The sequence below is a fragment of the Oleiphilus sp. HI0043 genome, assembly GCF_001634935.1.
Genome location: NZ_LWEY01001109.1, coordinates 1 through 1,779, shown reverse-complemented (window position 1 = coordinate 1,779; position 1,779 = coordinate 1). Strand labels below are relative to the sequence as shown.

Below are 1,779 nucleotides of genomic sequence, written 5' to 3'. Positions count from 1 at the left end.
ACAAAGTTATCAGTATATCCCTGCGTTAAACTCAGATAGGAGCCATATTGATTTACTAGAATCGATAATCGACAGCAACCTTCAAGGATGGGAGGTCAAGGCTCAGGATTATCAGGCACGTGAACGCAGGTTTAAAGGATGTCCTTTACACCAGTAATACTAAACAGACCTTCTAGCATGGCGCCTGAAGGTCTTTTCACTGATGCGTTCACAAGTTTAAGACTGCTGCCGATCCTTTATTTGCTGATATACCAAATCAGCATCCTGGGTTCGCTTGGCATACTCTCTCATATCACCCATTCTTTGAGCCTCGAAAGCGTAGGTCAGCTTTCTTTCATATTCCTTAATCAAGCGTTTCATTGTGTGTTGCTTAAATAGATTGATCATTGCGCTATTTCCTATTTATAGAGGGTACTTATTAAATACGTCTGTATAAGGGAAATAGATTGCAATCATCCGGCAAAAGACCATTATTCAGGGAACCAACAGCTGCTCTATCCATATAGAACCATGTTTGGTGAATAGAGACCGTTCATGCACACCACTATCATGAGCCTGCCAAATTTCTAAGTAATCAGCAGTAATAAGCAAACCTAAAGCGTCTTTTGTAAAGGGCACTTCATCAGAGTTTGGATATATTTTCTTTAACTCCAATAAAGCCTGTTCCAAGGTTTTTCGATCATTTAATTCAGAACTCTGATTTTGGTAACGAGCATAGTAGTGATCTAAAAGCTTTGATGCGTGAGGTTTATGATGCCAATGGGGTTCTAATTGAGAGGCAGACAATAACGATAAACTCCCACGCATTCTGAACTGACACATAAGAGAAGGATAAAAAAATAGCGCTTCAGCTTTGTTAGCTGCTAAGTTTGATAAGTTCTTCTGCGCTAAGCGGTTTACAAATAATAGGCAAGACTCAGTAGATATCTCTCGCACAACGAGTGTTCGCATTCTAACTTGGGATGGGCAGTGTTCCTCTAGCGTCGCGAAAGAACAATATTTTGCGCTTGGGTCTTGCTTCGCGATAGCTGCCTGGCGCTGCTCACGTAAGACCTCTAGAGGTGAGTTCATACTACCAAATACCCTTGCTACTAATGACTAATAGGAAACTAACTACTTATAAAATTTTACCTAAGGTAGGCTCCTCAACAATATAGGGAGCAGATTTTACATTTAGAGCTGTAACTATCTGTTTTACTAGGAAATATTACAGATCTTTTTATCCGGACCTATTATTAAATTTCTCTAACTCGCTTATTGCGCCCGGATTCATGTCTTTCACGTAGATCTGACTCTATATATCTGTCTGTAGTGGCCATGCTGGCGTGACCAGCGTCATCTCGTACATGCTCGCGAGGACGATGTTTGACGTCTTCCGAAATTCCCGTATGTCTCAACCAGTGAACTGTAGCAATTCTAAGGTCATCCGCATCCTGCTCGAGCCCATCTTTTAGCATTCTATTGTGAGCAGCATCGAAACAATTTTGAACGATCAAGCGAACATGACGCGTACTAGTAATGCCACCAGAACCCTTGTATTTAGGCAAGATTGGTGACTTGTCATTAATGCTAGGCAACGGGCTTAGGTTTAAATGCTCTCTATATCGCTTGAGAGATTTCAGCATGTCATCGCAAACTGTAATTCTTCGGTTTTTGTTTCCTTTGCCTGTAACTTTAAACCACCAATTTCCGTCTCGATCTCGCTCAAAGTCGCACATTAGTGGTGTCGAGCGCTCATCGGCAACTAGCTCTGAAATTCGGAGATACATCGCAAACAAC

General features: G+C 41.5%; 2 protein-coding genes and 1 pseudogene. All 3 read right to left on the bottom strand.

The window, feature by feature from the left end; all coding sequences use genetic code 11:
• Positions 1–216 precede the first annotated feature (216 nt).
• Complete coding sequence (locus tag A3729_RS31670) at positions 217–387, bottom strand: DUF6435 family protein (protein WP_156490163.1); 171 nt, start codon at positions 385–387, stop codon at positions 217–219.
• An 87-nt stretch (positions 388–474) separates the two neighbouring features.
• On the bottom strand, positions 475–1,071 hold the full coding sequence (locus A3729_RS12200; protein WP_068510218.1) for a hypothetical protein: 597 nt from the start codon (positions 1,069–1,071) through the stop codon (positions 475–477).
• Between the two features lie 164 nt (positions 1,072–1,235).
• Positions 1,236–1,779, bottom strand: a pseudogene (locus tag A3729_RS33040) (site-specific integrase); the annotation flags it as partial.

Bases quoted from the DNA above. Each gene is read 5' to 3' on its own strand.
- A3729_RS12200 (WP_068510218.1), bottom strand. From the start codon at position 1,071: ATGAACTCACCTCTAGAGGTCTTACGTGAGCAGCGCCAGGCAGCTATC.
- A3729_RS31670 (WP_156490163.1), bottom strand. From the start codon at position 387: ATGATCAATCTATTTAAGCAACACACAATGAAACGCTTGATTAAGGAA.